The organism is Kribbella caucasensis, from assembly GCF_004361855.1.
GTDB classification, from domain to species: Bacteria; Actinomycetota; Actinomycetes; order Propionibacteriales; family Kribbellaceae; genus Kribbella; species Kribbella caucasensis.
Genome location: NZ_SNWQ01000030.1, coordinates 1 through 20,458 on the forward strand (window position 1 = coordinate 1; position 20,458 = coordinate 20,458).

Annotated in this window: 22 protein-coding genes and 1 tRNA gene; 14 read left to right on the top strand and 9 right to left on the bottom strand. The window is 68.2% G+C overall.

The genetic code is table 11. From position 1 onward, the window contains the following. Window positions 1-3 precede the first annotated feature (3 nt). Window positions 4-92 (bottom strand) — tRNA-Ser (locus EV643_RS38135). Window positions 93-427: 335 nt separating this feature from the next. Here EV643_RS38135 and EV643_RS38140 point away from each other — a divergent pair. Beyond that, the gene (locus tag EV643_RS38140) at window positions 428-1,660 is read left to right on the top strand and encodes an MFS transporter (protein WP_133805100.1); all 1,233 of its coding nucleotides are present in this window, start codon (window positions 428-430) and stop codon (window positions 1,658-1,660) included. A 63-nt stretch (window positions 1,661-1,723) separates the two neighbouring features. Next, the gene (locus tag EV643_RS38145; protein ID WP_133805101.1) at window positions 1,724-2,941 is read left to right on the top strand and encodes an MFS transporter; all 1,218 of its coding nucleotides are present in this window, start codon (window positions 1,724-1,726) and stop codon (window positions 2,939-2,941) included. A gap of 63 nt (window positions 2,942-3,004) precedes the next feature. Here the strand turns inward: EV643_RS38145 and EV643_RS38150 are convergent, their stop codons facing one another. Continuing rightward, a complete protein-coding gene (locus EV643_RS38150; RefSeq protein WP_133805102.1) occupies window positions 3,005-3,673 on the bottom strand; it encodes a Type 1 glutamine amidotransferase-like domain-containing protein in 669 nt (222 codons plus the stop codon). Window positions 3,674-4,174: 501 nt separating this feature from the next. On the opposite strand from EV643_RS38150, the gene EV643_RS38155 reads away from it, so the two are divergent. Then, window positions 4,175-4,777 carry a gamma carbonic anhydrase family protein gene (locus EV643_RS38155; RefSeq protein WP_133805103.1) on the top strand — a complete coding sequence of 201 codons (603 nt, stop codon included), beginning with the start codon at window positions 4,175-4,177 and terminating at the stop codon, window positions 4,775-4,777. 36 nt (window positions 4,778-4,813) lie between these two features. On the opposite strand, the gene EV643_RS38160 is transcribed toward EV643_RS38155, so the two are convergent. The 4 genes from EV643_RS38160 to cobC all read right to left on the bottom strand — a co-directional run bounded on the left by EV643_RS38160 (window position 4,814) and on the right by cobC (window position 8,784). Beyond that, the gene (locus tag EV643_RS38160) at window positions 4,814-5,776 is read right to left on the bottom strand and encodes a ferredoxin family protein (RefSeq protein ID WP_166665730.1); all 963 of its coding nucleotides are present in this window, start codon (window positions 5,774-5,776) and stop codon (window positions 4,814-4,816) included. Between the two features lie 114 nt (window positions 5,777-5,890). Next, the gene (locus tag EV643_RS38165; RefSeq protein WP_133805105.1) at window positions 5,891-7,138 is read right to left on the bottom strand and encodes a cupin domain-containing protein; all 1,248 of its coding nucleotides are present in this window, start codon (window positions 7,136-7,138) and stop codon (window positions 5,891-5,893) included. After that, the gene (locus tag EV643_RS38170; RefSeq protein ID WP_133805106.1) at window positions 7,135-7,566 is read right to left on the bottom strand and encodes a BatC protein; all 432 of its coding nucleotides are present in this window, start codon (window positions 7,564-7,566) and stop codon (window positions 7,135-7,137) included. Before EV643_RS38170 ends, EV643_RS38165 begins: the two co-directional genes overlap by 4 nt. Before the next feature lie 114 nt (window positions 7,567-7,680). Next, entirely contained in the window at window positions 7,681-8,784 is a 1,104-nt protein-coding gene (cobC, locus tag EV643_RS38175) for an Rv2231c family histidinol phosphate aminotransferase CobC (RefSeq protein ID WP_133805107.1), read from the bottom strand. Window positions 8,785-8,956: 172 nt separating this feature from the next. On the opposite strand from cobC, the gene EV643_RS38180 reads away from it, so the two are divergent. Genes EV643_RS38180 through EV643_RS38195 form a run of 4 tightly spaced genes read left to right on the top strand, consistent with a single transcriptional unit; the run spans window position 8,957 to window position 12,326 of the window. Beyond that, on the top strand, window positions 8,957-9,748 hold the full coding sequence (locus tag EV643_RS38180; protein ID WP_133805108.1) for a carbon-nitrogen hydrolase family protein: 792 nt from the start codon (window positions 8,957-8,959) through the stop codon (window positions 9,746-9,748). Window positions 9,749-9,768: 20 nt separating this feature from the next. Continuing rightward, on the top strand, window positions 9,769-10,377 hold the full coding sequence (mobA, locus tag EV643_RS38185; protein ID WP_238166091.1) for a molybdenum cofactor guanylyltransferase: 609 nt from the start codon (window positions 9,769-9,771) through the stop codon (window positions 10,375-10,377). Window positions 10,378-10,419: 42 nt separating this feature from the next. Further along, window positions 10,420-11,325 carry a phosphotransferase family protein gene (locus EV643_RS38190; RefSeq protein ID WP_238166092.1) on the top strand — a complete coding sequence of 302 codons (906 nt, stop codon included), beginning with the start codon at window positions 10,420-10,422 and terminating at the stop codon, window positions 11,323-11,325. A 23-nt stretch (window positions 11,326-11,348) separates the two neighbouring features. Then, window positions 11,349-12,326, top strand: a complete 978-nt coding sequence (locus tag EV643_RS38195; RefSeq protein WP_133805109.1) for an NAD(P)H-quinone oxidoreductase — start codon at window positions 11,349-11,351, stop codon at window positions 12,324-12,326. 63 nt (window positions 12,327-12,389) lie between these two features. Here EV643_RS38195 and EV643_RS38200 read toward each other — a convergent pair whose 3' ends face one another. Continuing rightward, a complete protein-coding gene (locus tag EV643_RS38200) occupies window positions 12,390-12,806 on the bottom strand; it encodes a VOC family protein (protein ID WP_133805110.1) in 417 nt (138 codons plus the stop codon). A gap of 73 nt (window positions 12,807-12,879) precedes the next feature. On the opposite strand from EV643_RS38200, the gene EV643_RS38205 reads away from it, so the two are divergent. The 5 genes from EV643_RS38205 to EV643_RS38225 all read left to right on the top strand — a co-directional run bounded on the left by EV643_RS38205 (window position 12,880) and on the right by EV643_RS38225 (window position 18,120). After that, on the top strand, window positions 12,880-13,455 hold the full coding sequence (locus EV643_RS38205; RefSeq protein ID WP_133805111.1) for a TetR/AcrR family transcriptional regulator: 576 nt from the start codon (window positions 12,880-12,882) through the stop codon (window positions 13,453-13,455). A gap of 38 nt (window positions 13,456-13,493) precedes the next feature. Next, complete coding sequence (locus EV643_RS38210) at window positions 13,494-14,081, top strand: TetR/AcrR family transcriptional regulator (protein WP_133805112.1); 588 nt, start codon at window positions 13,494-13,496, stop codon at window positions 14,079-14,081. Window positions 14,082-14,156: 75 nt separating this feature from the next. Next, the gene (locus tag EV643_RS38215; protein ID WP_133805113.1) at window positions 14,157-14,750 is read left to right on the top strand and encodes a PadR family transcriptional regulator; all 594 of its coding nucleotides are present in this window, start codon (window positions 14,157-14,159) and stop codon (window positions 14,748-14,750) included. Next, entirely contained in the window at window positions 14,747-15,469 is a 723-nt protein-coding gene (locus EV643_RS38220; protein ID WP_133805114.1) for an ABC transporter ATP-binding protein, read from the top strand. The genes EV643_RS38215 and EV643_RS38220 overlap by 4 nt, the downstream gene beginning before the upstream one ends. Further along, a complete protein-coding gene (locus EV643_RS38225; RefSeq protein ID WP_133805115.1) occupies window positions 15,469-18,120 on the top strand; it encodes an ABC transporter permease in 2,652 nt (883 codons plus the stop codon). The genes EV643_RS38220 and EV643_RS38225 overlap by 1 nt, the downstream gene beginning before the upstream one ends. 52 nt (window positions 18,121-18,172) lie before the next feature. On the opposite strand, the gene EV643_RS44460 is transcribed toward EV643_RS38225, so the two are convergent. Beyond that, complete coding sequence (locus EV643_RS44460) at window positions 18,173-18,343, bottom strand: hypothetical protein (protein WP_166665731.1); 171 nt, start codon at window positions 18,341-18,343, stop codon at window positions 18,173-18,175. 25 nt (window positions 18,344-18,368) lie between these two features. On the opposite strand from EV643_RS44460, the gene EV643_RS38230 reads away from it, so the two are divergent. Together EV643_RS38230 and EV643_RS38235 are read left to right on the top strand one after the other, a co-directional pair. Further along, window positions 18,369-18,944, top strand: coding sequence for a CGNR zinc finger domain-containing protein (locus tag EV643_RS38230; protein WP_133805116.1), 576 nt, complete (start codon window positions 18,369-18,371; stop codon window positions 18,942-18,944). After that, window positions 18,941-19,552, top strand: a complete 612-nt coding sequence (locus EV643_RS38235; protein ID WP_133805117.1) for a bacterial proteasome activator family protein — start codon at window positions 18,941-18,943, stop codon at window positions 19,550-19,552. The genes EV643_RS38230 and EV643_RS38235 overlap by 4 nt, the downstream gene beginning before the upstream one ends. A 3-nt stretch (window positions 19,553-19,555) precedes the next feature. On the opposite strand, the gene EV643_RS38240 is transcribed toward EV643_RS38235, so the two are convergent. Beyond that, window positions 19,556-20,359 carry an HAD family hydrolase gene (locus tag EV643_RS38240; RefSeq protein WP_238166093.1) on the bottom strand — a complete coding sequence of 268 codons (804 nt, stop codon included), beginning with the start codon at window positions 20,357-20,359 and terminating at the stop codon, window positions 19,556-19,558. Window positions 20,360-20,458: the final 99 nt, after the last annotated feature.

Here is a 20,458-nt window from a genome sequence, read left to right on the forward strand (position 1 = left end):
GAGCGGAGGGTGTGGGATTCGAACCCACGATGACGGTCACCCGCCATACCGGTTTTCAAGACCAGCGCACTCGGCCACTATGCGAACCCTCCAGGTGCGTCCGCGCGTGCGGGGCCACCGATCGTCGAGGATAGCGCCCCTCGTACTGCGTGGTGCGGGTTGGTGTCTGCGGGTGGGAGAAAGGGGGTGCTGGGTGGGTGGGGTGGCGATAGGGTCTGCGGTGACTGGGTGGAGGGACTGCCTGGTTGAGGTGATGGACGGGAGGTGGAGCAATGTCTCGGCTGTTCGAGGACGTGGCCCGCGCCGTTCGGTTCGCGCGCTGATCATTCGCTGATGTAGCGGAATCCAGGGCGCCGACTGGGCGAACCGCCGACGTGGATTGACGTCGGCTGTCCTGTTCTGCCGTCATGCCCTCTGGAGCACATGCATGCGATCCCTCCGTTCTGTCCTGTTGCCGATCGAGCTCGGCAGCGACTTCCGCAAGATCTGGCCGGCCGCGGCCATCTCGAACCTCGGCGACGGTGCCCTGCTCGCCGCCGGACCACTCCTCGTCGCCTCCATCACGACCGAACCCGCTGCCGTCGGCGCAGCGGTGTTCGTGCAGCAACTCCCGTGGTTGCTGTTCGCGTTGTTCAGTGGGGCTCTGGCCGATCGGCTCGACCGTCGCCTGATGGTGGTTGCCGCCGACATCTTCCGAGCCGTAGTGATGGGCGCACTCGCAACCGCCGTACTGCTGGACGCGTCGCCGTTGTGGGCGGTGTACGTGACGCTGTTCCTGCTCGGGTCGGCCGAGACCCTGGCGGACAACGCGGCCGGTGCGCTGCTGGTGACCGCCGTACCGAGGGAGCACCTCGGTCTGGCGAATGCGCGACTGTTTGCGACTGGCACACTGCTCAACCAGTTGGGCGGTCCACCGATCGGCGCGCTCCTGTTTGCGGTTGGTGCGGGTGTGCCGCTCGTGCTGAATGCGGTGACGTTCGGCGCGGCCGCAGTACTGATGTCCCGCGTCAGCGTCCGACCAGCTGCATCCGACACCCGTACCGCGCTGTGGTCCGACGTGCGCGAGGGGATCCATTGGGTGTGGAACCACTCGGGCGTACGGACGTTGGCGTGGGCGATCCTCGTCATGAACATCACCTTCATGGCCGCCTTCGCGACCTGGGTGCTGTACGCCAAGGAACGACTAGGGCTCACCGATACGCAGTACGGGCTGCTGGTGTCGGTGGGAGCGATCGGGGCGATCGCGGGGACTCCCGTGTACCACCTGCTCGAGCCCCGGTTCGGCAGTCTCACCCTGCTGCGAGCCGGGCTCGTCATCGAGACAGCGGTGCACCTGATCCTGGCGCTGACCACTAGTCCGTGGGTGGTGGGCGCGACGATGGTCGTGTTCGGGGTGCACGCCGTTGTGTGGGGCACTGTGTCCACTACTGCTCGTCAGTTGGCTACGCCCGATGTGCTGCTGGGACGGGTGAACAGCGTGTACCTACTGGCGTCTGTGGGTGGTGCGGCACTCGGGTCGCTGCTGGGCGGCGTACTGGCTCAGCGGTTCGGACTGGTTGCACCGTTCGCCACTGCGTTTGTCGGAATGGTCGTGATGACCGCTGCTGCGTGGCGGCCGTTGCGGCATGTGTCTGTGCGTGCGGTGACCCAGCAGAGCTGACCCGTTGGTCGGAAATGCGTTGGAGGCTCGCGGCCGGGAGTTGTTACTGTCGGCCGCGAGCCCATGTCTACTGCCTCCTCCCTCGGTCTGCCGAACGTCCGCGGCCGCGTCCCGCTGCTCGCCGGACTTGCCATCGACTCCTTCGGCGGCGGGTGTGCCGGTCCGCTGGTGCTGCTCTTCTTCGTGCGCGTCGCTGACATCCCACTCGGTACTGCGGGTCTGTTGCTGACCGTCGCGACACTGTTCTCCCTCGCTGCGCCTGCGGCGGTCGGTGTGGTGATCGACCGGGTCGGCCCGCGGAACCTGGTGATCGGGGCGCAGTTCGCGCAGGGGTTGGCCTTCGTCGGGTTCTTCTTCGGGCGATCGCTGTGGCTGCTGTTCCTCGGTGCGCTGGTGATGACGACGGGGCAGCGGGTGTTCTGGTCGTCGATCTTCAGCCTGCTGTCGGACGTCGCGGATCCGGGTGACCGGGATCGCTGGTTCGGTCTGGGCGGGATGATGCAGGCCGGTGGGTTCGGGCTCGGCGCCCTGGTGGCCGGGGCGTTGCTCAGCTTCTCCGGCGATGGGCCGTTCCTGGTGGCGATGGCGGTGAACGCCGTGACGTTCTTCGCCGCCGGCCTGTTGCTGCTGCGGATCCACGCCAGGCACGCCGGGCGATCCGTCGAGGACAGCGGGCCGGCACCGTTGCTGCGGAAGGACAAGGCGTTCCTGGTGCTGATCGGGGCGAACACCGTGCTGGCGCTGTGCACGATGGTGATGGGCATCGGACTGCCGGTGTACGTGACCGAGGCGCTGCCCGCTCCAAAGTGGCTGGTCGGTGTGCTGCTGGCCGCGACCTCGGTGGTGCTCGCGACTGGGCAGACGCTGGTGGTGCGGCACACGGAGAGGCGGCGGCGGACAACCGTGATGATCGTGGCCGGTCTGCTGTGGGCGCTGTGGGGCGTCCTGATGGCTGGGCTGCTGCACATCCCTGCCGGGCTGGTGGTGCCGGGGCTGATCCTGGCGACCGCCGTCTTCGCCAGTGCGGACGTGCTGCATGCGGCAACATCGAACGCGCTGGCCGCCGCGGTCGCGCCGGTGCGGGGGCATGGGAAGTACCTGTCCTATTGGCAGTACTCGTTCACCTTCGCGAGCGTGCTGGTACCCGCGTTCTTCGCCCAGCTCTTCGAGGTACGCCGGGAGTTCCCGTGGCTCGCGATCTCGGTACTAGCGCTGCTCGCCTCGCTGACGATCCTCGTACTCGACCGGGCCCTGCCGAACGCGACGACACGGCGTACCTGATCGGCCTCATCAACGCTGGTCGGGGCAGGAGGGGCGCTGGGACACTCCGATAGCGGTCGGCGGCTATGCGGGGAAGGCCTTCCAGTGCCCTTCGGAGATGACCTCGACGGTGCCGTCGGTCACCTTGATGGCGGTCTGGTCGTCGATCGCGTACGCCGGACCTGCGATGTCGGCGGCCCATCTCTCCGCATCGGCCATGGTGTTCCCCGGCATCTGCTCGTGATCCAGGTGCGGGTAGATCGAGAAGTCGACGACCCCGAGCGTGCGGTCGTCCAGGGCAGACGGCCACGAGACGAAGTCGTCACCGATCCGCGGTGTCATCACCATGCTGCCGGCACTCATCCCTACCCAGACCGTCTCGGGCAGCGACAGCATGACCCGCGACAGCCCTGACTCCCGCATCCAGTGGCACAGGTACGTCGTTTCGCCGCCGTCCACCAGCAGCACGTCGGCCTCTCGGACCCACGGCACCCACCGCTCCTCGCCGATGCTGGGCAGCGCGGTGAGCTCCAGGACGCCCAAGGACGCCCAGCCCAGGCTGGTCATCATGTGCCACGGAGGCTCGCCGGCGACGAAGCTTCGCACCGAGGCGGGCCCGAGCATCGGCTGGCCCCACTGCGCCGTGGGGATGCAGAGCGCACGGGACTCGGAGATCGGCTTGCCCAGCAGATCGACCAGCGCATCGCGGATGCTCTCGTTCGTAACGCCTCCGGATGTGAGCAGGAGCTTCACAACGCCTCCCGAGTTGAGTGCGACGGATTCGTGTGACGTATGCACCGCGGACGCGTCATCGCCTGACTCCTTGTCTCGCCCTGTGGCGCCCTCGAATGGCCGCCATTCACCTGTTCTACGCACACTACGTTCCGGATCCGACAACCTCCGGAGCGTGGACAACACCCCAGATACGACAGTCGGTGACCACAGCTGCACAGCACCTGATCTTCGTCGGCTACATCAAAGACATCGTTACGAAGGCTTAAGGGAACACGTGTTCTAATGTTTGCCTGTAGTTCCTGGTTCTCCCTTCCATCCCAGACCTTCGTCCCCAGCGGCCGAACCTCCCACCTCCGACGTGGACGGCCGGTGCCGGGCGATGGCCGCCCGGGGAGTGAGGCCCCGGGCTGTGGTGGTTGTGAAGTTGCTGGTTGTGAAGTGCTGTGGAGAACCGCGCGAACACGACGGGTAAAACTGCGAGCAGGAATGTCGAGGTGGTAGGTAACGAGAGGATTCGCCATGTTGGTGGAACACCGCGGCCGTCAGCCGGTCGTGCCGGAGTCCGCGTATGTCGCGCCGTCAGCCGTGCTCTGTGGAGCAGTCGTGCTGGGCGAAGGCAGCAGAGTGCTGCATGGCGCCGTACTGACCGCAGAGAACGGTGAGATCCGCGTCGGCGAGAACAGTGTGGTGATGGAGAACGCCCTGGTGCGCGGCCGGGCGGACCACCCCGCACTGATCGGCAACGCGGTCCTGGTCGGTCCGCACGCCCACGTGAACGGCGCCACGGTCGAGGACGAAGTCTTCATCGCCACGGGCGCCGCGCTCTTCCCCGGTGCGGTCGCCGGTGCCGGTGCCGAACTCCGCATCCACAGCGTCCTGCACGTCAACTCACACCTGGCCTCCGGCGCTGTCCTGCCGATCGGCTGGATCGCGGCTGGCAACCCCGCCCAACTCTTCTCCCCCGACCAACACGACGAACTCTGGGAGGTCCAACGCACTCTGGATTTCCCCGGCACCGTCTACGGCGTCGCACGAGGCACGTCCATGCGCGACATCATGTCCCGCCAATCGACCTTCTACGGAGCCCACTTGGAGGACCGCTTGGTGAACGACACGCCTTAACGCCTTAACGGCTGAGCCCTTCAACGACTGCGCCCTTCAACGACTGCGCGCTTCACGGCTGAGCCCTTCGAGCGTGAAGCGGCGGACAGTGCCGGACGGCTTCGACGAACAGGTGAGCTGGCCGTCGACGGTAATGATGCGAGAGGCGACGTCGACGGTGACCCGGCGGCCGTGGTCATCCAGTGCGACTCGCCAGCGGTCGGGCGCCAGGTGGTCGACCGCAACCGGCCGGAGAGCGTCGATCGCCGTGGAGAAACCCTGTTCCCGGGCGAAGTGCTGTGCGGCCTGGACTGGCGACGACATCGCACCTGATCCGCGGAAGCAGTCGGGCACGATCTCGCCTGCGTCGTACGCGCGGACCAGTTCGGCGGTTCGGCTGAGCGGAACATGACCGTAGAAGAGTCCGTGTGGCAGGAGTACGAGATTTGCCGCGAAGCGATCGCCGCCAACATGGCTGCATTCCCACGTGCGGTCTGGGTACGCCGCCGACAATGCAGCCGCGGTGGGCCGACCGCGGACAGCGCAGCAGGCGTCATGCCGGCCGTGCGTGCAGACAAGATAGACGGGCTCACTGCTGGGCGTACCGGTGTCAGCTCCGATGAGCACATCAAGCAGATATTCGTCCGACGGCAGTTCGCCCCACCGCACAGCCTCGTACCCGGGTCGGCTGTCGACCATCGCCCACTGCCTCGGCGTACTCCGATCCACCCGCCCATGCCGACGGATCAGCACCGGCCGGCACCGCAGTACCGAACACAACCGTGCTACCTCAGCCCCGAGACTGCCCGCCGCCGAGAGCCGTTCGCTCGCGGGCGAGTGATCGTTGCCCTCGGGATCCGTCGGCGAGTGCCGGAGAGCCGCCAGCGCATCCCGCGGCCACGCTTCGCGGCACTCGATCAACAACCACCGCTCAACCGGCGGCGCCGTGGCAACCAGCAGATCCCCGCGCCGCTCGGCCAACGCCGCGCACCCTGTCTCCGCCTGATACTTCTCCACCACCCGCACGTCCTCCACTCTCGCCCCCACCCCGGTAGCCCCCATCCTGACCGTCAGACCTTCGGCAGATCACCTTCCGACCGCGCTCGGTGGGCCGCGCGGAGTGCCGCAGCTCGCCTACGCGGTGCTTGAGACCAGGACGCCTTCGGTGAGGAGGCGGCGGGTCAGAACCAGCTGATCGGCGGGGTCGAGGGCGGGGAGGTCGCCGACCGTGAAGGGCTCGCCGGAGCAGGCACGTGTCACCGCGTCGACAGTTGTCTTGGGCAAGGAGATGGTGCGATCGGGGAGGTGGAGGCGGACCGGGTCACCAGGGACCAGGCGATGGCGGAGACCTGGACGGAGGCGGAGAGACGTACCGAGCGCGAGGTTGGCGATCGATGCGGCGTGGGCCAAGGGCGGCAACGGGGCAGGGCGGTTGCCGGACCAGGTACGGCGTTGGAGGCGCGCGGCGACATCGTCGGAGGAGGCCGTCCGGAGGTGGTCGGTGAGGAGAGCAACGACCTTGTCCAGCTCGGTGGCGACCTGGGCGGGATCGCCCGGGTCGAAACCGAGTGGGAGAGCGGTTCGGAGCTCGGGCTGGTCAGCGGCGAGTGCGGCCAGTTCCTGGACGAGCAGGTAGCGCGTCATCGTGTGGAGGCCGACCGTCAGGTGAGCGCTGACTCCACCGAGCGCCTTGGCGGAATGCAGGAAACCGCGCGGGACGTAGAGGGAGTCACCCGGCCGCAGTACCGCGTCGACGACCGGCTGCTGGTCGCGCGCTGCGGCGGCAACAGCCTGGGAGTGATCCGTCCACGGTTGGTTGCGGAGGGGGTCGACGTGGACCGGTTCGTGGACAGTCCAGTGCTTCTCGCCGGCGATCTGCAGGACGAACACGTCATGTACGTCGTAGTGGGCCGAGAAGCCCTGCGACTCGGCCGGGGTGATGTAGGCGTTGATCTGTACGGGATGACCGGCATCGGCCGACAACTGCGTGGCGAAGTCGATCAGCGGCGGCCAGGTCCTGTGCAGTGCCTGTAGTACGACGGTATGGCCACTCGCGAACAGCGCGGCCACCTTGTCGTCGCGGACCTGGTCGCCGATCTCCGCACCGACACCTCCGGCACCGGTGAACTGGCTGTCGCCCACCACCGAACCGTTCTTCGCGATGCGCAGGAACGGAGTACGGAGCCCGCGGCGCGACAGCAACTCGTCAGCGGCCTCCAGGCTGAACAGGTCGTCGAACGAACCGGACAGCTCGGCAGCAGTCGAAAACAACGCCCGCGAACCCCAGTAGTTGCTCGCGAACTCTTCCGCATCACCCGCGAAGCAGCGCCGGAGAGCCGGGCGCCCGTCCGCCAGCCACCCGGCCCCCGGCACCGGACTCACCAACTCCCAGAGTTCCCGCCGGCACCACTGTCCGCACCACCATCGGCACCGCCGTCACCGGAACCAGGCGCTGCGCCACCGTCGGCGCCACCATCCGTCGCACCAGGCGTCGCCCCGCCGTCAGCCGGACCCTCATCGCCACCACCAGCGCCACCATCGGCACCACCGTCGGTCCCGCCAGGCGTCGCCCCGCCATCGGCCGGACCCTCACCCGAACCGCCGGCTCCGCCGTCAGCACCGCCGTCACTCACGCCGGGCGCCGCGCCACCATCTGCCGGACCTTCCTGGGATTCCTGGCCAAAGCCGCCCGCACCACCGTCGGCTCCACCATCCGCGCCTCCGTCGGTCGCACCAGGGGTCGCGCCCCCGTCCGCCAGACCTTCGCCCTCGCTCGACGAGGTGGTCATGTCGTCGTCGTTCAAGCCCATGATGATGCTCCCTTCGAGACGCCGTGTGGTCCCCCAGTGCGCAAAGTAGATCGGCCTTAAACCCAATTCCGGGTTACAACCACCCCACGGTTCCACCCCGATCCGGCGGTCGGCTCAGGCGAGGAGGTCGTGCCAGGTTTTGAGGAAGGCGTCGGTGGTGGGTTCGGGGCGGACGGCTATCCGGAGCCAGTCGGGGGACAGACCGGGGAAGGTGTCGCCCCGGCGTATTGCGAAGCCCCGCTCGCGGAGGCGTTCCCGGTGGGCGTCCGCGCCGGGGAGGTGGACCAGGACGAAGGGGGCGCGGGGTTCGCCGTAGATCTGCAGGCCGCCGGGGCCATGGCGGACGACCCCAGAGGGCTCGTGCGTCGCAGGCGCGACGGTTGGCTGAGGCAACGGGCTGCCGGGGTGGAGGAGGCCGGTCAGGAGGTGGGTGCGGTGGTGGGTCAGGGCGTGGGCGGCTTCGGTGGATTCGGCGAGGGCGGCGGGGGTGGTGCACGCGAGGACGGCGGCCAGGGCGGGGGTGGAGACCGGCCAGTGGGGTTGGACTGATGCCAGTTGGTCGATCAAGGCGGGCGACGCGAGGACGTAGCCGACGCGCAGACCGGCTAGGCCCCAGGTCTTGGTGAGGCTGCGGATGACGATCAGGCCGGGGATCGCGGCGCCGGCGAGGGATTCGGGCTCGCCGGGGACGGCGTCCATGAACGCCTCGTCGACGACCAGAATGCGGTCGGGGCGGGCCAGGTCGCGCAGGATGCCGGCAGGATGCAGGACGGAGGTCGGGTTGGTGGGGTTCCCGATCACGACCAGGTCGGCGTCGGCCGGGATCGCCTTCGGGTCGAGGACGAAACCGTTCGCGGGGTCGAGGATCACCCGATCGACCAGGTGGCCGGCGGAGCGGAGCGCGGCCTCTGGTTCGGTGAACTGAGGGTGTACGACGACTGCATGGCGCGGGCGGAACGCTCTAGCGATCAGCACGAACGCCTCGGCCGCACCAGCGGTCAGCAGCACCTGGGCCGGCTGACAACCATGCCGGCTGGCGACGGCGGAGACGGCGGCATCCGCTCTCGGGTACGCCGCGAGCTCGGTCAGGCTGCTGCTGATCTCGTCGATCAACCAGGCCGGTGGAGTCCCGGCCCGCACGTTGACCGCCAGATCCACCAGCCCGTCGCCGACCTCGACGTCACCGTGATGATCCAGGTCGAATCCATCCGCTCGCACCCCAGGAGGCTAACCGCCCACACCCAGTCACCCCATCCGGTCCACCCGCCGGACACTCAGCACGCGATCAATCCGGCGGTGGCCTGCGCCGACGCGGTGGCCTGCGCAGACGCCAGAGGCGTTGGCGTGGTGGAGGTGTCGTGCGGTGGAGCGGCTGCGGCACCATGGTGGGGTGAAGATTGCCGTGGTTCAGACCGCCAGTAGTAATGACAAGGCTGCCAATCGGGAGGCCGTCAGGCGGCTGGTGGCTGAGGCGGCGCGGGAGAGGCCTGAGTTGGTCGTGTTGCCGGAGGCGATGATGGCTGACTTCGCGGCCGAGGGTGGGTCGGTCGGCGAGCAGGCTGAAGCGTTGGATGGTGAGTTCGTCGGCGTACTGCGCAAGGCGGCCGTCGAGCACGGGACGGCGATCGTGGCCGGCATGTTCGAGCGGAGCTGCGACGAGGGCCGCCCGTACAACACCCTGCTCGCGGTCGGCGCCGACGGCGAACTGATCGGCGCGTACCGGAAGATCCACCTGTACGACGCGTTCGGCTACAAGGAGTCGGACCAGCTGACCGCCGGGGACGTCGCGCCTGTCGTGGTCCGGATCGGGGCACACAAGTTCGGGCTGATGACGTGTTATGACCTGCGGTTCCCCGAGTTGTCCCGGGCGCTGGTGGACGCGGGCGCCGAGGTGCTGGTGGTCCCGGCGGCGTGGGTTCGCGGGCCGTTGAAAGAGCACCACTGGACGACGTTCCTGACGGCCCGGGCGGTAGAGAACACTTGTTATGTAGCCGCGGCGGCGCAGAACGGGAAGAAGTACTCGGGCCTCAGCCAGGTGATCGATCCGCAGGGCATCGCGATTGCGGCGGTGGGTGAGGCCGACGGGTTCGCGACCGCGGAGATCTCCGCCGAACGTCTGGCCGAGGTCCGCAAGCGAAACCCGTCGCTCCAGAACCGCCGGTTCACCGTCACCCCGCGCTGAGCGACGTGGTGGAGCAAGGCGTGGGTGGAGGCGCTCACCAGGTGGACTTCGACGCGGTGGGGCAAGGCGTGGGTGGAGGCGTTGCTCGGGTGGACTTCGACGCGGTGGTGCTGGCGGGTGGTGGTTCGACGCGATTCGGTGGTGTCGACAAAGCGATGCTCGTGCTGGAAGGCGTCTCGTTGCTCGATCGGGTGCTCGAGGCAACAAAACAGGGCCGGATCACCACCGTCGTGGGCCCGCACCGGAAGACCAGCAGAGAAGTCGCCTGGACCAGCGAGCAACCACCCGCAGGCGGACCGGTCGCGGGGATCGCCGCCGGCCTGCGTCAAGGCGATTCCCCCGTCGTCGTGTTGGTTTCCTGCGACCTCCCCTGGCTCACCACGACGGACGTGGCCGGCCTCGTCGCCGGAATCACCGACCACGACGGCTACGGACTCCGTGACTCCGACGGTCGCGAGCAACCCCTGGCCGCGGCGTACCGGCGTACGGCGTTGACCAGGGCACTCGACAAACTGGGAGACCCCAGGGACCAGTCGGTACGGCGACTCCTGGCCGGCCTCGATCTGGGCTGGAGCGAACCAACCAGAGCAGGCGACGACGTCGACACCTGGGCCGACTTCGACGACTGAATCCGGTCGCCATCGACGCCCGGATCCCAATACCGTAAGGCCGTGCGCGTCGAGGACCTGACCCGCAAGGCCTACCCAGACAGCGAGATCGTGCCGCGATCCGGTGGTGAGCTGAATACGGTCTTCGAGGTACGCCGATCCGCCGGCCCTCAGCTCATCGTCAAGGTCTACGCGCCCGAGTCGACCTGGAGGCAGGCCAAGGAGATCCACGTCTACGGACTCCTCGCACACGAGCTCGGCGACGCGATCCCGCAGGTCGTCCACGCCGAGCCGCCCGACAAGACCGATGAGACAGACGAGACAGACGCGTTCACCGTGCTCACCAAGCTCGACGGGGTGCCGCTGTCCGAGACGAGTCCGCCCGATTGGCGACCCATCTACCGACAACTCGGCGCGTTGCTCGCCAAGATCCACAGCATCCGGCAACCGGCGTACGGGTATCTCACCGACCACATCATCGACCCGTTGCCGACGAACTCGCAGTACATGCGACGCCAGTTCGCCAAGAAAATAGACGAGTTCCACGGAGATCCGGAGCTCAAGCAACACATCGCGCAGTACGTCGACCAGCGCGCCGCCCTCCTCGAGCGCAACGTTCAACCGGTCCTGTGTCACAACGACTTCCACGAGGGCAACGTGCTGGTGGACCCCAACACCTGGCAGGTGCGCGGATTCGTCGACGTCGAGAACGCGATCGCCGCCGACCCGCTGATGGATCTCGCGAAGACCGACTACTACTCGATCCACGACGACAAGGCCAAGCTCGACGGACTGCTCGACGGGTACGGCGAACTCCCACCCGAGTGGCGTGAACGCACCACCCTCTACCGCCTCTACCACGCGCTCGAACTATGGGACTGGCTCCACTCGATAGGCACCGTCGATCCGCTCGACAGCATCGCCGGCGACCTCCGGTCGATTCTGGGGATAACTCGCAACCGGCACTGACTGAACCCAGTACCGTGGCACGCATGCGAGCTGTCGTGTGTGATGGTGCTGGTGGCATCGAGGTCCTGACGATCGGCGAGATCGAGGACCCGATTCCGGCAGCGGACGAGGTCGTCATCGACGTGGTCGCGGCCGGGGTGAACCGGGCCGACCTGCTCCAGCGGCAGGGACACTACCCACCACCGCCGGGTGCGCCGGGGACGATCGGCCTGGAGGTGTCCGGCACGATCGCCGCAGTCGGTGCCGACGTCGAGGGCTGGTCGGTCGGCGACGAGTGCTGTGCGCTGCTCGCGGGCGGCGGCTACGCGGAGAAGGTGGTCGTCCCAGCGCCGCAGGTGATGCCGGTGCCGGACGGCGTGGACCTGATCAGTGCGGCGGCGTTGCCCGAGGTGGTCGCGACGGTCTGGTCGAACGTGTTCATGACCGCCCATCTCAAGGCGGGCGAGACGCTGCTGGTGCACGGCGGCGCTTCGGGGATCGGCACGATGGCGATCCAGCTCGGGGTCGCGCACGGGGCGCGTGTGCTGTGCACAGTCGGCAGCAGGGACAAGATGGATTTCTGCACCCGGCTCGGCGCGGACGTCGCGATCAATTACAAGGAAGCCGAGTGGGCCTCGGTGGTGAACGAGGCGACCGGGAAGGCCGGGGCCGACGTGATCCTCGACATCATGGGCGCGAAGTATCTGGCCGACAACGTGAGGTCCCTCGCCTTCGACGGCCGGCTGGTGGTGATCGGGATGCAGGGTGGCGCGAAGGCGGAACTGGATCTCGGCCGGTTGCTGTCGCGGCGCGCGTCCGTCACGGGGACCGGGCTGCGGTTCCGCTCGGTCAAGGACAAGGGCCGCATCCTCGAGGAAGTGGTCGGCCACGTCTGGCCGCTGATCGAGGCGAAGAAGGTGCGCCCGATCGTGCACACCACCTTCCCGCTGGCCGACGTCGCGCGAGCACACGAGACCCTCGAGCAATCCACCCAGATCGGCAAGGTTCTACTCACCCTCTGAACTCCTTCCGTACTGCGTACCGGTGGCTGGCGGCCGTCGGTACGCAGCACGGGGTGACCTGGCTCATGAGGCCGGCATGTTGGCGGCGAGCCATTCGGGGTCGGGGGCGACCAGCTGGATCACGTCCAGCCAAGTGCCCTCCGGATCACGCACGAAGAAGTGCCGCTGACCCCAAGGCTCGGTGACCACGTCGACGGCCAACTCGACGCCGGCCTCGGTCAGCCGCGCAGCGACCGCGTCCACGTCGTCGACGACGAAGCCGAAGACGTTCGAGCTCTCCGTGGTCGCGGACACCGCCGCCGGTACCGACGCGTGCCCACGTTCGGTGATGGCCAGCTCCCAGTCGGCCTCGCCGCGGCGTACACAGATGAACCAGCCCAGGTCGATGGTCCTCTTCAGGTCGAAATGCTGTTCGTAAAAGTCGGCGACCTCCGCTGGTCGTGCGGTGACAACGGTCGCGCCGAAGGCTGCGGGTTGCATACGAGCTCCTGACTACTACAGGTGTTGTGATTGACAACGACATTTGTAGTGGATAGCTGCTACGGTGTCAACCATGCCGAGGAACCCCGAACGTCGCGCGCAGCTAGCCGACGCCGGCCTGGCCGTGCTGGCCGAGTCGGGCGCGCGCGGCCTGACCCATCGAGCTGTCGACGCCGCTGCCGGACTGCCCGCCGGGACGGCGTCGAACTACTTCCGCTCCCGCGACGCCCTGCTCGGCGCACTCGGCGAGCGCATCTTCGAGCGACTGGCCCCCGACGAAGAGCGACTCGCGCCGCTGGCCGAGCGGGAGCCGTCGGTCGAGCTCGTGGTCGACTACGTCCGGTACATCGTCGAGCGGCTGCTCGGCCGATCCGAGCTCACGCTCGCGCTGCTGGAGCTGCGGCTGGAGGCGACCAGGCGGCCGGAGTTGCACGAGATCCTGACGCGCACGCTGCAGCAGGGGTTCGACACCGACATCTCGTTCCACGTTCAGGCCGGACTGCCCGGCGGCGCGGAGGAGGTTCGCCTACTGCGCTTCGCGATCGAGGGTCTCGTCCTGGACCAGCTCACCCCCGGCACCGGCCGCCGGTACGACGTCGACGCCATCACCGCACGCTTGGTACGCCGCCTGATCCGCGCCGACGAGTAAACACTTGTTGGACAGCCAATCGCGTTACTGTCTGTAGTGTGAACGGGGAACAGCAAAGGCGCGGGGTCCACGTGCTGGCGGCGGTGCTCGAGGTGATCGCCGATCGAGGGCTCGAGGCGGCCACCCTGCGTACGGTCGCCGCGGCCGCGGGGATCTCGCTGGCCCAGGTCCAGTACTACTTCCGGAGCAAGGACGAGCTGGTCGCCGCGGCGTACCGGCATCTCACTGAACGCTTCGACGAGAAGCTGGCCACGATCGACCTTTCCGGTCCGCCCCGCAAGGTTCTCCGCGAGGCGCTCGACCTGTGGTTGCCGCTCGACGAGGAGCGGGCCCGGGACGCGCGCGTCTGGCTCGCGTTCAGCGCGGCCGCGGCGACCTCGACTCCGCTCCGGCAGATCGCGGCGGCGACGGACACCGAGCTGAGGTTCGCCTTCGCGCGACTGCTCGACGCCGCGATCGCGGACGGCGAGCTGGCCGAGGTGGCCGACACGGAGGCCGAGGCGGCGTTGCTGCTCGCCGTGGTCGACGGACTCGTCATCCAGGCGCTCGCGCTGCCCGAGACCGAGCGAGCAGAGTTCGTCACCTTCTCGTTGGACACCCACCTCGCCCGCCTATTCCAGCACTGACCGACGGCACTGACCGACAGACCGACCGACCTTGGCAATTGACCCGGGGATACCGGGTATGCATACTCAGTATCCATGTCGATCAAGCATGGACTGCTGGCACTACTGCGAGCGGAAGCGAAGTACGGCTACCAGTTGCGCGCCGAGTTCGAGGCGGCGACCGGATCCACCTGGCCGCTGAACATCGGGCAGGTCTACACGACCCTGACCCGGCTGGAGCGCGACGGCCTGGTCGAGGCCGCGACGGGTGACGGCGGTGACGGGCGATCCATGTACGAGATCACCGACGCCGGCCGGGCCGAGTTGGTGAGCTGGTTCGAGACCCCGGTCACCCGCGAGGCGCGACCCCGGGACGAACTCGCGATCAAGCTCGCTCTGGCCCTCGCAGTACCGGGTGTGGACGTGGCCGCGGTGGTCCAGCGGCAGCGGATGGCGACCATGCAGTCGCTGCAGGAGCTGACCCGGCTCAAGCGGGTCAGCGCGGACGGCGGCATCTCCTGGTTGCTGGTGATCGAGTCGATGATCTTCGCCGCCGAGGCGGAGATCCGTTGGCTGGACCACTGCGAGGCGATGCTCTCGCGGCAGCACAAGCCCAAACCCGGGCAGCAGAAGGCAGCGCAGCAAATCCGCAGTGACCGACACCAAACCGACGCGGGGGCGAAACGATGACGACGACGATCCTTGACATCCGCAATCTCACCCGGGTGCACGGCTCCGGCGAACAGGCCGTGCACGCACTTCGCGGAGTCGACCTGTCCGTCGGGTCCGGCGAACTGGTCGCCGTGATGGGACCGTCGGGTTCCGGCAAGTCGACCCTGCTCACCTGCGCCGGCGGCCTCGACCAGCCGTCCGGCGGCGAGGTCATTGTCGACGGCAACGACCTCACCACGCTGAGCCGCAACGCGGTCGCCGCCCTGCGCCGACGCAGGATCGGCTACGTCTTCCAGGACTTCAACCTGATCCCCGCCCTGACCGCCGCCGAGAACGTGTCCCTGCCGCTGGAGCTCGACGGCATGCGCGCCCGGGCCGCCCGCAAGTACGCCGAGGCCGCGCTCGGGGAGGTGGCCATTCCGGAGCTGGCCGACCGGTTTCCGGACGATATGTCCGGTGGTCAGCGGCAGCGGGTGGCCATCGCCCGCGCGATCGTCGGGGAGCGCCGGCTGCTGCTCGCTGACGAACCCACCGGCGCACTCGACTCCGACACCGGTGAGGCCGTCCTCCAGTTGCTCCGCGACCGGTGCGACCAGCACGGCATCGCCGGTGTCCTCGTCACCCACGACGCCCGGCACGCCGCGTGGGCCGATCGGGTCGTCTACCTGCGCGATGGCGTGCTGGTAGGTCAGTCCGGTCCGCTGCCGGAGGCCGACGTTCTGCTGGAGACGCACTGATGGGCAACTGGGGTCCACCACTCCGGATCGCGCGGAGAACCACTCGCCGCGCGCTCGGACGAACGCTTCTGGTCGCGGCACTGATCGGCGTGCCGGTGATGGCCGCCTCCTGGATCCAGGTGATCGATGGCGCGACGAATCCGGACGGCGAGGCGCTCGCGGGGACGGTGATCGGACCGGCCGACGCACGGCTCGACGTCTCGCCGTACAAGGCCTTCGCGCCGATCACCAATCCACCAAGTCTGCAAGGGGGTGACCAGCCTCCGGCAACCGGAGCGGAAGACCCGGTCCGCGATCCGGCGACCTTCGACCCGCGGCCGCTGCTGCCCCCTGGTACGCAGCTGGCTCGCCAGTTGGTGGAGGCCGGCACTGTCGAGATCCGTGGTCCGCAGGTGAACAGTTCAGCCCGGGTGACCACCGGCGATGGGCAGAGCCCGTTGACCAAGGGCACTTATCGCCTCGACAGCGGCCGGTTCCCGGCGAAGGCCGACGAGGTCGCGGTCACGCCGTCGCTCGCGAAGTACCTCGGGATCCTGGACGGTGACCAGGTCCGGGCCGGTTCCGCACTCGTCACCACCGCGGACCAGCGATTCACCGTGGTCGGGATCGCCCGGACGTGGAACGAGCCGAACACCCGCATGCTGTTCGCCGTTCCGGACGCGCCGCTGGTCAAGGCGGATCCGCGTACCTATGCGCGCTACTTGGCCGATCTGCCGTCCGGCGCTGATCCGGCTCAGCTGGTCGAGCAGCTGAACAGCCAAGGTGTCACCGTGTTGCCTCGGGCAAACATCGTGAACCCACCGCCGGACCCGTACGGCGGTGGCGGCGGCCAGGACGCCGGTGGTGTCGCGGTGGTCGCGTTGGTCATCGGCTTCGGCATCCTGGAGATCGTCCTGCTGGCCGGTACGGCGTTCGCGGTCGGCGCCCGTCGGCAGACCCGTGAACTCGGTCTGGTCACCGCGGCCGGTGGCACCCCTCGCGACGTACGGCGAATCGTGCTGGCGCAGGGGTTGTTCGCGGGGATCGTCGGCGCGGGTGGTGGCATCGCACTCTCTCTGGTGGTCGCGTTCGCGGGCAAGTCTCTGTGGGAACGGATGACGGCGACGTTGTTCGTGTCCTGGCAGATCCCGTGGCTGAATCTCGCGGTGATCGCCTTGCTCGGCCTGCTCGCCGGCCTCGCGGCAGCCGTGATTCCAGCGATCAGCGCCGGCCGCCAGGCACCACTGTCGGCGCTCGCCGGACGTTTCGCGGTGACCGCGGGAAAGGCGCGGATCCGTCGTCCGGCGCTGCTCCTGCTGGCCGGCGGACTGGTCTGCGCGATCCTCGGCAGCGGGCTGATCGCGGCCGCTTTCGAGGAGGCGAAGCGGACGCACACGGATCAGAGTTACGCCGCGACCGTGACCCCGACGGGTCCGATCGCGCTCGTCCTGCTCGGCATCACCTCGGTGGTCGCCGCGTTGATCTGGCTGCTGCCAGGGCTGATCGCCAAGACGGCCGCTCTGGCCGGTGTGATGCCGTTGAGCGCCCGGCTGGCCCTTCGCGACGCGGCCCGGCACCGCCATCGCACCGGTCCGGCGGCAGCCGCGATCATGATGGCCGTGGCCGCGACGGCGGCAATGTCGTTCGCGATCGCCAACATGGTGGCCGCGGACGCCAAGGGCTACCGACCGAACGCTCGGCACGGCGACGCGGTGCTGAACTTCGCCACCGGCGATCCGAACTGGCCCTCCTACTCGGAGAGCACGGTGGAGCGGACCGCCGGCCTGCTCCCGACCCGGCACACCTGGGAGCTCGGCAGCGTCTCGCTCTCGACCGCCAAAGCGACCTACGGCTACCTGCCGTCCCTGATGACGGTGGCGCCACCGACCACCGACGGCGCGTACAACAACAGCTTGGTGGTCGTCGATCCCGCATATATAGCCCGCTTCGAAGGGTTCGGGCCGAAAGCGGCCGCCGAATTGCGGGCCGGCAAGATCCTGGTGCCGCAAGCCGACCAACTGAAGGACGGTACGGCGGCGGTGACCGAGGACTCCGACCCCGAAGGCAGGAAGCCGTTCCGGCATCCGGCCGCCTTCGTGGGGACGCCGCCCGACGTCGGCCCGCTCTGGATGGCTGCCCTGATCAGTAAGTCGGCCGCGGAGAAGCTCGGCAACGTGGCGGTCTTCGAGGCGCAGTACGAGCTGACCCGGGAGCCGAACAAGGAGGAGCTGAACGCGGTCGTTCGACTGCTCGGCCGTGAGGAGGCGCTGACCGTCGAGCGCGGCTACCAGAGTCCCGCGAGGGCCTGGTTGATCGGGCTGCTCAGCACGGCGGCCGTGGTGACCCTGCTCGGTGTCGCCATCTCCGTGTCGTTGTCGGCGGCGGAGGGGCGGGCCGATCTGGCCACGCTGGCCGCGATCGGCGCACCACCGAGGCGACGGCGGAACCTGGCTGCGGCACAGGCCTGGGTACTCGGTCAGCTGGGATGCGTGCTCGGCGTCGGAGTGGGCGCGCTCTACGGCTACACGGCCCACGCGGCCTTCGGTTCGCCGCACTTCGCGGTGCCCTGGCGGGAGATCGTCGGCATCATCGTGGTGGTCCCGTTGATCGCCGGACTGCTGGCCTGGGTGCTGACCCGGTCGCGGCTGCCGATGGTGAGCCGGATCGACTGACACACCGTCGACGGCGGGCCCGGATCTTTCCGGGTCCGCCGTTTTCATTGCTTCAGGCCCCTATCGATTCGGCGACATCCGGATAGGCAACCGGATAGGCCGGAGTACTCGCGATCCGCCAGTGGCCGCAGTCGCAGCGCTGGTACACGACCATTCCCTCACTGACCTGGTGGGACGAGGCCACCTGCCAACGGTGCCGATGATGTTCTTCTCTGGTGGTCATGGATCCATCGTGATGTAATGCCATTGTGCATCTCAACCCTTACGGAGCCGACGCCGTACTCCTGGCGGTGAACCTGGTCACGCAACCCGCGACCACACCCGCCGAGCTGGCCGATCGGTGCGAGGAGAGCGGCGTCGAGAGCCGCCTGGTCCGGGATCGACACGTCACGCAAGCCGACCTGGCCGCCGTACGAGTCGCCCTGGACGAATGGCTCGCGGTGGTGGACGCCACCGACGACAGGAAGCGGGTCGAACTGGTCAACGCGATGCTCGCGAAGTACACCGAGCATCCGCGGCTCACGAACCACGCGGGTGACGGATGGCACATGCACTACCGACCGGACGACGTACCGGTCGGGCGGCTCGTGGCGACGCTGATCAGCACCGGTACGGCGCTGCATCTGGCCGGCCGTGGCATCACCCGACTGGGCCGCTGCGCCACCGACGGCTGCAACAACGTGTACGCCGATCTGTCGCGCAGCGGTCGGCAACGGTACTGCAGCCCCGCCTGCTCGAACCGGGATGCGGTACGGCGGCATCGTGCGCGGGCCGGATCCGCGGAAGCCGGCGGCGGCAGCGGGCGCACTACGATGGGGGAATGACCGAGAGCAGCGAGGGCCGCCAGGAAGTCCCGATGGCCGGGGCCCGGACCGAAGACGGCAAGGTGCTGATCGTTGGACCGGACGGGATGGCCGTCGAAGGGCCGCCGCGGGACGACGACGAGCAGAACGACGAGCCGCGCTCGGTGACCGAGCTGGTCGAACAGCCGGCCAAGGTGATGCGGGTCGGGAACATGATCCGCCAGCTGCTCGAGGAGGTGAAGGCCGCGCCCCTGGACGAGGCGTCCCGGCAGCGGCTGAAGGAGATTCACAAGGCCTCGATCAAGGAACTGGAGAGCGGCCTGGCGCCGGAGCTGGTCGAGGAGCTGGAGCGGCTCAGCCTCGACTTCACCGATGACGAGAGCACGCCCACCGAGGCCGAGCTCCGGATCGCGCAGGCCCAGCTGGTCGGTTGGCTGGAAGGCCTGTTCCACGGCATCCAGACGGCGTTGTTCGCCCAGCAGATGGCCGCACGCCAGCAGCTGGAGCAGATGCGGCGCGCACTGCCGGGCGGCCAGTCGACGCACCACGAGGACGGCGTTCCGTTCCCGGGCGCACCGCAGGCCAACGGCAACACCGACGGGCAGGGCAGCGGTGGGATGTACCTGTAGCTACTAGAGGTTGAAGACTTCTTCGAGGACGGTGGCGACACCGTCCTCGTCATTTGTGGGGCATACCCTGTCGACTATGGCCAGCACCTCGGGGTGCGCGTTGGCCACGCCGTACGACGTACCGGCCCAGGCGAGCATCGGGAGATCGTTCAGCGAGTCACCGAACGCGATCGTCTCGGTCGCCGAAATCCCAAGCTCCGCAGCGAAATCGGCCAGCATCGCGGCCTTCGAGACCCCGCTCGCGGAGATCTCCACCAGGCTGTGACCGCCGCTGTGGCTCGCGGCGACCCGTTCGCCGACCAGCGGCGCGATCTTGGCCAGCAGGTCGTCGGAGTGCCAGCTCGGATGCCGGACGAGCAACTTGGCCGCGGGCTCGGCCAGCAGGACATCAATCGCCGCGACCAGAGTGTTCTCCGGAGTCGGCCAGCGGTTCAGGTACCGCGGTTCCTGTCCGTAGCGATCGGTTCGCTCGATGGCGAACTCCACTTCGGGGATCTCGGCCCGGATCGCCTGCGCCACGTCGAGCGCGACCACGGGATCGATCAGCCGGGTCCGGATCGCCTTGCGCTGCGTGACGTCGTACAGAATGGCGCCGTTGGCAACTATCGCGATCCCGTGTGCGCCGACCAGGTCGGTCAGGTCGTGCAGCCAGCGGGGTGGACGGGCGGTGACCATCACGAAAACAGTGCCTGTCTCCTGAATGGCCAGCACTGCTCGTTTGGTCCGGGCCGAGATCGAGTAGTCGCTGCGGACCAGGGTGCCATCGAGATCGGTGGCTACCAGACGGGGTGTTCGGCGGTGTGGCACGCCCCTACCGTATCCGGCCGCGGGACACCCCATTACCCTCCCGGAGGCCCTTCGCGCAACGGGGCGGACATCGCTTTCCGGCAACTCTCCTTGACCTTT